Origin of the sequence: uncultured Kluyvera sp. (assembly GCF_902485085.1) — a bacterium.
Lineage (GTDB): Bacteria > Pseudomonadota > Gammaproteobacteria > Enterobacterales > Enterobacteriaceae > Kluyvera > Kluyvera ascorbata.
In genome coordinates this window covers 1-8,544 of sequence record NZ_CABTJS010000148.1, presented here as the reverse complement: position 1 = coordinate 8,544, position 8,544 = coordinate 1, and the positions used below count along the sequence as shown (strand labels likewise).

Annotated in this window: 10 protein-coding genes and 1 other RNA gene; 8 read left to right on the top strand and 3 right to left on the bottom strand. The window is 53.4% G+C overall.

From position 1 onward, the window contains the following. The 5 genes from RDN66_RS18430 to RDN66_RS18410 all read left to right on the top strand — a co-directional run. Positions 1-75 (top strand): hypothetical protein (locus tag RDN66_RS18430; protein ID WP_241226039.1); only part of this gene is annotated, 75 nt, incomplete at its 5' end. A gap of 92 nt (positions 76-167) precedes the next feature. Continuing rightward, positions 168-1,247, top strand: coding sequence for a class II fructose-bisphosphate aldolase (gene fbaA / locus RDN66_RS18425; protein ID WP_123650687.1), 1,080 nt, complete (start codon positions 168-170; stop codon positions 1,245-1,247). A gap of 188 nt (positions 1,248-1,435) precedes the next feature. Beyond that, complete coding sequence (locus tag RDN66_RS18420; protein ID WP_035896254.1) at positions 1,436-2,293, top strand: small-conductance mechanosensitive channel MscS; 858 nt, start codon at positions 1,436-1,438, stop codon at positions 2,291-2,293. Positions 2,294-2,564: 271 nt separating this feature from the next. Continuing rightward, positions 2,565-3,200 (top strand): arginine exporter ArgO, encoded by a 636-nt coding sequence (argO, locus tag RDN66_RS18415; RefSeq protein WP_123650686.1) that lies wholly within the window; start codon positions 2,565-2,567, stop codon positions 3,198-3,200. Between the two features lie 85 nt (positions 3,201-3,285). Further along, positions 3,286-4,041 (top strand): oxidative stress defense protein, encoded by a 756-nt coding sequence (locus tag RDN66_RS18410; RefSeq protein WP_202217202.1) that lies wholly within the window; start codon positions 3,286-3,288, stop codon positions 4,039-4,041. Positions 4,042-4,101: 60 nt separating this feature from the next. Here the strand turns inward: RDN66_RS18410 and argP are convergent, their stop codons facing one another. Next, positions 4,102-4,995, bottom strand: a complete 894-nt coding sequence (gene argP, locus RDN66_RS18405) for a DNA-binding transcriptional regulator ArgP (RefSeq protein WP_035896251.1) — start codon at positions 4,993-4,995, stop codon at positions 4,102-4,104. Positions 4,996-5,208: 213 nt separating this feature from the next. On the opposite strand from argP, the gene rpiA reads away from it, so the two are divergent. From rpiA to RDN66_RS24340, 3 genes are all read left to right on the top strand, one after another. Continuing rightward, entirely contained in the window at positions 5,209-5,868 is a 660-nt protein-coding gene (rpiA, locus tag RDN66_RS18400) for a ribose-5-phosphate isomerase RpiA (RefSeq protein WP_123650684.1), read from the top strand. 264 nt (positions 5,869-6,132) lie between these two features. Then, the gene (serA, locus tag RDN66_RS18395; RefSeq protein WP_035896249.1) at positions 6,133-7,365 is read left to right on the top strand and encodes a phosphoglycerate dehydrogenase; all 1,233 of its coding nucleotides are present in this window, start codon (positions 6,133-6,135) and stop codon (positions 7,363-7,365) included. A gap of 225 nt (positions 7,366-7,590) precedes the next feature. Then, the gene (locus RDN66_RS24340; protein ID WP_185669884.1) at positions 7,591-7,650 is read left to right on the top strand and encodes a type I toxin-antitoxin system Ibs family toxin; all 60 of its coding nucleotides are present in this window, start codon (positions 7,591-7,593) and stop codon (positions 7,648-7,650) included. Positions 7,651-7,741: 91 nt separating this feature from the next. Here the strand turns inward: RDN66_RS24340 and RDN66_RS18390 are convergent, their stop codons facing one another. Next, positions 7,742-8,338: a 5-formyltetrahydrofolate cyclo-ligase gene (locus RDN66_RS18390; protein ID WP_202217203.1), complete on the bottom strand. Its 597-nt coding sequence runs from the start codon at positions 8,336-8,338 to the stop codon at positions 7,742-7,744. Between the two features lie 19 nt (positions 8,339-8,357). After that, a non-coding RNA gene (ssrS, locus tag RDN66_RS18385) (6S RNA) lies at positions 8,358-8,541 on the bottom strand. Between the last annotated feature and the right edge of the window lie 3 nt (positions 8,542-8,544).

The window sequence follows — 8,544 nt, the reverse complement described above, 5'->3', positions numbered from 1 at the left end:
GGCGCATTCCTCGAATTCGTGGAAGGCAAAGTACTGCCAGCAGTAGCAATGCTCGAAGAGCGCGCTAAGAAGTAAGCCATTCAAGGGCAGGGAAACCTGCCCAATTTTCAGCGCGCTTTATAGAGCTCGCACCTTTTCTAACGGCCGAAGATACAGGACTACGTGACATGTCTAAAATTTTTGATTTCGTAAAACCAGGTGTTATCACCGGTGATGACGTACAGAAAGTTTTCCAGGTAGCAAAAGAAAACAATTTCGCTCTGCCAGCAGTTAACTGCGTTGGTACTGACTCTATCAACGCCGTGCTGGAAACCGCTGCAAAAGTTAAAGCACCGGTTATCGTTCAGTTCTCCAACGGTGGCGCTGCGTTCATCGCGGGTAAAGGCGTGAAAACCGACGTTCCTCAGGGCGCTGCAATCCTGGGTGCTATCTCTGGTGCGCATCACGTACACCAGATGGCTGAACACTATGGTGTTCCAGTTATCCTGCACACTGACCACTGCGCTAAGAAACTGCTGCCATGGATCGACGGTCTGCTGGACGCGGGTGAAAAACACTTCGCGGCTACCGGTAAACCACTGTTCTCTTCCCACATGATCGACCTGTCCGAAGAGTCCCTGCACGAAAACATCGAAATCTGCTCCAAATACCTGGCGCGTATGTCCAAAATGGGCATGACTCTGGAAATCGAACTGGGTTGCACCGGCGGTGAAGAAGACGGCGTGGACAACAGCCACATGGACGCTTCTGCACTGTACACTCAGCCAGAAGACGTTGATTACGCGTTCACTGAACTGAGCAAAATCAGCCCACGTTTCACCATCGCTGCTTCCTTCGGTAACGTACACGGCGTGTACAAACCAGGTAACGTGGTTCTGACCCCAACCATCCTGCGTGATTCTCAGGAATACGTTTCTAAGAAACACAACCTGCCGCACAACAGCCTGAACTTCGTCTTCCACGGCGGTTCCGGTTCTTCTGCTCAGGAAATCAAAGACTCCGTAAGCTACGGCGTAGTGAAAATGAACATCGATACTGACACCCAATGGGCAACCTGGGACGGTATCCTGCAGTACTACAAAACCAACGAAGCTTACCTGCAAGGCCAGCTGGGCAACCCGAAAGGCGAAGACCAGCCGAACAAGAAATACTACGATCCACGCGTATGGCTGCGTGCAGCTCAGGCGTCCATGATCGCACGTCTGGAACAGGCTTTCTCTGAACTGAACGCGAAAGACGTTCTGTAAGATAAACCTGATTTTTGACCAAAAGCCCGCTGCCTAGCGGGCTTTTTTATTGCCTTTTCAATATGATGTGCCGGATAAAACTGTGATCTATTTGGCAAAATACTGATTTTTTGTTTACCCTTTATACCTGCCTGTACTTTTGCAGGCCGTTTTTAGTTTCCCATCCGGGTATCCATAAGGAATATTGAATGGAAGATTTAAACGTTGTCGATAGCATAAACGACGCTGGCTCCTGGCTGGTGCGCAACCAGGAGCTCCTGCTGAGCTACGCCGTCAATATCGTGGCGGCGATTGCCATCCTCATCGTCGGGATGATCGTGGCGAGAATTGTATCGGGCACCGTCAACCGTCTGATGCTGGCGCGTAAAATTGATGCCACCGTAGCGGACTTCCTCTCCGCGCTGGTGCGCTACGCGATTATTGCCTTTACGCTGATTGCCGCGCTGGGCCGCGTGGGCGTGCAGACTGCCTCGGTGATTGCCGTACTGGGTGCCGCCGGTTTAGCTGTGGGTCTGGCGCTGCAAGGCTCGCTCTCCAACCTGGCCGCTGGCGTACTGCTGGTGATGTTCCGTCCGTTCCGTGCGGGTGAATACGTTGACCTGGGCGGCGTTGCCGGTACCGTGTTGAGCGTGCAGATTTTCTCAACCACCATGCGTACCGTTGACGGCAAAATTATCGTTATTCCGAACGGTAAAATTATCGCCGGTAATATTATCAACTTCTCCCGTGAACCTGCGCGCCGTAATGAGTTTATTATTGGCGTCTCTTACGATGCGGATATTGATCAGGTTAAGCAGATCCTGACCCGTATTCTTGAAGCGGATAATCGTATTCTCAAGGACCGCGATATTACCGTGCGTTTAAATGAACTGGCGCCGTCGTCAGTGAATTTTGTCGTGCGTGCCTGGAGCCTGAGCGGCGACCTGCAAAACGTCTACTGGGACGTGCTGGAGCAAATTAAGCGCGAGTTCGATGCCAACGGCATCAGCTTCCCCTATCCACAGTTAGACGTGAATATGAAGCCGGGCAGTTCTGCCCAGCAGTAATCGCTTCTAAGCAGTAATAAGGCCGGGCTGATGCCCGGTTTTTTTATGGGCGACCAAACATGGTAGACCTGATAAGCGTAGCGCCATCAGGCACTGACTGAGCGTATTAGTGCCGGATGACGACGTAAACGTCTTATCCGGCCTACATCGGTGCGCGTATCTTCAATTTATAATTAGCTAAACTTATTACTGATTAAAAATATCAATTTCCGCTAATGATTCTATCGCGTTATAGTCAGCGCCATTCCTGAACCACTTAAAGAAAACTATCGTGATATCTTACTACTTTCAAGGGCTTATGCTTGGTGCGGCAATGATTCTTCCGCTGGGGCCGCAAAATGCGTTCGTGATGAACCAGGGGATTCGTCGCCAATACCATTTGATGATTGCGCTGCTGTGCGCCATTAGCGATCTGGTGCTTATCTGCGCCGGGATATTTGGCGGCAGCGCCTTGTTGAATGCCTCGCCGTGGCTGCTGGCGTTGGTCACCTGGGGCGGCGTTGCGTTTCTGCTGTGGTATGGCTTTGGCGCGTTAAAAACCGCGATGGGTAGCAATATTGAACTGGCGAATGCGGAAGTGATGAAGCAGGGGCGCTGGAAAATTATTGCGACCATGCTGGCGGTGACCTGGCTTAACCCACACGTTTATCTGGACACCTTTGTGGTGCTGGGCAGTCTCGGCGGTCAGCTGGCGGATGAGCCAAAACGCTGGTTTGCGCTGGGCACCGTCAGCGCTTCCTTCCTGTGGTTCTTTGCGCTGGCGTTGCTGGCAGCCTGGCTCGCTCCTCGTTTACGAACCGCTAAAGCGCAGCGTATTATTAACCTGATTGTTGGCGTAGTGATGTGGTTTATTGCATTTCAGCTGGCAAAAGAGGGCGTTGGACACCTGCATGCGTTGTTGAACTAGGTCTCATCTGATGGACTTTCCCCTGGTAACGGCTAAGCTTGCAGGCAAGACCCCGTTGTCGGGTGATAACCAAGGAGATACAACAGTGAAGTTTAAAGTGATGGCTCTGGCTGCAGTAGTTGGGTTTAGCACAATGGCGGTGCAGGCAAATGAATTGCCGGACAGCCCGCATATCGTGACATCGGGTACGGCGAGCGTGGATGCGGTTCCGGATATCGCGACGCTTGCCATTGAAGTCAACATTGCTGCCAAGGATGCCGCAAGCGCGAAAAAACAGGCCGACCAGCGTGTTGCGCAATATCTCTCCTTCCTCGAGCAGAACGGCGTAGCGAAAAAAGATATCAGCTCCGCGAACCTGCGTACTCAGCCGGATTACGACTATCAGAACGGGAAAAGCGTGCTGAAAGGCTATCGCGCGGTACGTACCGTGGAGGTGACGCTGCGTCAGCTGGATAAGCTGAACTCGTTGCTGGATGGCGCGCTGAAAGCCGGGTTGAATGAAATCCGTTCCGTGTCGCTGGGCGTGGCGCAGCCGGATGCTTATAAAGATAAGGCGCGTAAAGCGGCGATTGAAGATGCGATTCATCAGGCGCAGTCGTTAGCGGCGGGCTTCCACAGTAAGCTGGGGCCGGTGTATAGCGTGCGTTATCATGTGTCCAACTATCAGCCGAGCCCAATGGTGCGGATGATGAAGGCCGATGCGGCGCCGGTTTCAGCACAGGAAACTTACGAGCAGGCGACTATCCAGTTTGACGATCAGGTGGATGTGGTGTTCCAGCTTCAGCCTGAGCAGGCTGCGGCTCCTGCTGCAACTCAAGCTCCTGCACCTGCGGCGAAATAAGCGGTTAATTAGGGCGGCGGCGATTGGCCGCCCCTTGCACACTTTCTGTGTTAGTGCGGGTTAATCCTGACGCAACACCTTATGTCCATAAGCCAGCAACGCATCCGTCACCTTCCGCATCATCCGGCTCTCTGGCGCAAAACGGTGCCAGTATAGCATCCGGCGCTGGAACAGCCCCGGCGTCAAATCAATCAGCTCACCGCTCGCCAACTCTTTCTCAATTTGCAGATGCGGGATCATACAGCAGGTCGTCCCCTGACGTGCCAGCTGCACAAACGCTTCCGACGAGTTAACGATATGGCAAGGAACGCTGCCCGGCGGCAGATCGAAGTTCTGCTGCAAAAAGGCCTGGTGCATATCGTCCAGATGATCGAAGGCTACCGCTGGCGCTTTCAGCAGCGCAGAGCGAGTCACTCCGTTAGGGAAATAGCGCTCAGCGAACGCTTTGGAACCGACAAACAGATAGTCGAGCGCCCCAAGCTGATCGACCAGACAGCTCGGCAGCGCCTGCGGCTGAATACTCACCGCGCCAACCACTTCGCCGCGACGCAGGCGTTCCTGGGTGCGGGTTTCATCTTCTACCTGTAAATTTAAACGGATAGGCGAGTTGGCCAGCACATCGGCCAGCGCTGGCAGCAGCCAGGTGGCCAGACTGTCGGCGTTGACCGCCAGCGACAGCAGCAGCGGCGTCGAACCGGTTTGCTCGTCACCCAGCCACTCCTCTTCCAGCAGTTCAACCTGACGCAGCAGCGCCAGCAGCTTCTGACCCTGTTCCGTTGGGCGCGGCGGCACGGTACGTACCAGCAGCGGCTGGCCGAACATGTTTTCCAGCTGTTTTATTCGTTGGGAAACGGCGGACTGAGTAATACACAGTTTCTGCGCGGCGCGTTCAAATCCACGTTCTCTGATAACGGCATCCAGCGCCTGTAGTGTTCTGTAGTCCGGACGTTTCATTGCTCTGAGATACTCCCCTGTAGGTGTTATCTGCACTATGACATAATTTTACCGGAGATACAGACGAAAATGGTTTGCAGTTTACTGTGACAAAGGTCACGAGTTGAACGCCTGCTCCATCGCACTCAGCCTGAGGTTTCCCGGTGGCTCGAATTATTCCAGCGTTATGTTCTATAATGCGCGGCAGTTGATGACACCACAGGCGAAACGATCATGACGCAGGATGAACTGAAAAAAGCAGTAGGCTGGGCGGCACTTCAATACGTACAGCCGGGTACGATTGTGGGTGTAGGCACGGGCTCTACCGCAGCGCACTTTATTGACGCGCTGGGCACGATGAAAGGACAAATCGAAGGGGCGGTCTCAAGCTCTGATGCCTCTACCGAGAAGCTGAAAAGCCTCGGCATCACCGTTTTCGACCTGAACGAAGTCGACCGTTTAGGCATCTACGTGGACGGCGCGGATGAAATTAACGGCCACATGCAGATGATCAAAGGCGGCGGCGCGGCGCTGACTCGCGAAAAAATCATCGCCTCCGTAGCGGATAAATTTATCTGTATCGCCGATTCATCCAAGCAGGTTGATATCCTGGGCAACTTCCCGCTGCCGGTTGAAGTTATCCCAATGGCCCGCAGCGCCGTGGCGCGTGAGCTGGTGAAGCTGGGTGGTCGTCCGGAATACCGTCAAGGCGTAGTGACCGATAACGGCAACGTTATCCTCGACGTTCATGGCCTGGAAATTCTCGACGCCATCGCACTGGAAAACGCCATTAATGGCATCCCAGGCGTAGTGACCGTAGGGCTTTTCGCTAATCGTGGCGCAGATGTGGCACTGATTGGTACCGCCGACGGCGTGAAAACCATAGTGAAATGATCTGACGGGGGGAAATCGCAATTTCCCCCATTTTTTTTATGTGGGCTAAATTTGGTGACTTGTGTCACATTTCAATCTCACACCTTATTAACATCCCATCTTTATCTTCTCACTTAGCATTTTATGCTGGCATTTCTCGCTACATGACGCTTCCTCATATCCCCGACGCAAACGTTCATATTGCCGCAATATTTTTTTTTGATATGTTGCTTAGATGAACTTTCGTTCATCACAGCATCAGTAAAACAAAGACAGGACGGGGAAATGGCTAAGGTATCACTGGAAAAAGAGAAAATTAAATTTCTGCTGGTTGAAGGCGTGCACCAGAAGGCGGTGGATAGTCTGCGTGCAGCAGGTTACACCAATATCGAGTTTCACAAGGGTGCGCTGGACACTGAACAGCTGAAAGAGTCGATCCGTGATGCGCATTTCATCGGCCTGCGATCCCGTACTCACCTGACGGAAGACGTTTTTGCTGCCGCTGAGAAGCTGGTGGCGGTCGGGTGTTTCTGCATTGGTACTAACCAGGTTGACCTGGTCGCGGCGGCTAAACGCGGCGTGCCGGTATTTAACGCTCCGTTCTCTAATACCCGTTCCGTGGCGGAGCTGGTGATCGGTGAGCTGCTATTGCTGCTACGCGGTATTCCGGAAGCGAACGCCAAAGCACACCGCGGCGTATGGAACAAACTGGCTGCGGGCTCTTATGAAGCGCGCGGCAAAAAGCTGGGTATTATTGGTTATGGCCACATCGGTACTCAGTTAGGCATTCTGGCGGAATCGCTGGGGATGCATGTCTTCTTCTACGATATCGAAAGCAAGCTGCCGCTGGGTAATGCCACGCAGGTTCAGCATCTTTCTGACCTGCTGAATATGAGCGACGTGGTCAGCCTGCACGTGCCGGAAAACGCCTCCACCAAAAATATGATGGGTGCGGAAGAGCTGGCGCTGATGAAACCGGGCGCGCTGCTCATTAACGCCTCACGTGGTACGGTTGTTGAAATTCCTGCGCTGTGCGATGCGCTGGCGCGTAAACATCTGGCAGGCGCGGCTATTGACGTCTTCCCAACCGAGCCTGCGACCAACAGCGAGCCGTTCACCTCGCCGCTGTGCGAGTTCGACAACGTTATCCTGACCCCGCACATCGGCGGTTCAACTCAGGAAGCGCAGGAGAACATCGGTCTGGAAGTGGCGGGTAAACTGATTAAGTACTCCGACAACGGCTCTACGCTCTCTGCGGTTAACTTCCCGGAAGTGTCTCTGCCGCTGCACGGCGGCCGTCGTCTGCTGCACATCCACGAAAACCGTCCTGGCGTACTGACAGCGCTCAACCAAATCTTTGCCGAGCAGGGCGTCAACATTGCCGCGCAGTACCTGCAAACCACGCCACAGATGGGCTACGTGGTTATCGATATTGAAGCGGAAGAGGATGTAGCGGAGAAAGCGCTGCTGAGCATGAAGGCGATTCCGGGCACCGTTCGCGCGCGTCTGCTGTACTAATCTTTCTCTTTTCTATCCAGACGGGCAGGCCATTGGTCTGCCCGTTTTGTTTTTCTGTTTCCGTTCTGCAACTCATACATGGCATTTACGAGCCTCGCCGCAAACGGTGATTAAAGATTCTGCTGCGCATTGTGTGTAGTGAAAAGGATTTTACGATAGGGGTTCAGCATAGGGCTGAAACGGAAAAGCCCCTACCGAAGCAGGGGCTCTAAAAGGAAAGGGATAATGATGAGACTCGTCATCATACTGCTGATTCTGTTAATCATCGCTTGGCCAGCATATTAACAGTCTTTACGCAGGAGGGAGGTTCGCCTCCCTCACCCTTTACCGAGGAATTTAGGTCAAAAAAGAATCGATGTCAATCGGCAGAAAATGCCTACCACTGCCACACTTTCGACGGCGTGACCACGGCGGGAAGGGGGATATCCCACTCTTCAACCGGCAAGGCGTCAACTAACTGACAATCGTGCGCATAGCCGACAGGCTGAATGCCGTACTGCTGCCAGTTCTGCAACGTACGGTCGTAAAAACCACCGCCCATGCCCAGCCTCTGACCTTGTTCATCAAAGGCAACCAGCGGTGTTATCAGCACGTCGAGTTTAGCTAGCGGCAGTACGTCACGGACATCCAGCTTCGGTTCGCGGATTTTGAGGCGGTTCATGACCAGTTCGCTGTGCGGGTGATAATGCAGAAACAGCAGGTTGCCTGGGCTGAACGGATGAAGTACCGGCAGGTAAACGCGCTTACCGGCTCGCCAGAGCTGTTCAATCAAAGGTTGGGTATCGAGTTCGCCGTCAAAGGATAAAAACAGCGCGACGGTTTTTGCCATCACCACGGGAGGCCAGGCCATCATGCTGTCTGCGGCTTGTTCACCGTAAAGCGTTTGCTGTTGTGGCGTGAGCGCACGACGACGTTGCCGGATTAACTGGCGAATGTGCTGTCGGGAGTTTTGTTGCTCAGATGGATGCGTCATAAGACCGGTAGGTAGAAGGGGAATCTCCGAGATGCCGCCGCAGGCTGTAACCCTTGAACCCTTGGTTCAAGGTGAATGCGTCGTCACAGTTTTAAGGCTTCTCGGACGGACCGAGCATGCTCACCAACCATGGAGCGCCACATTCTTGTGGTATGAAATATCGGCTCAGGGGACTGGCCCGCTTGCGAACATCTCAGAGAAATTTT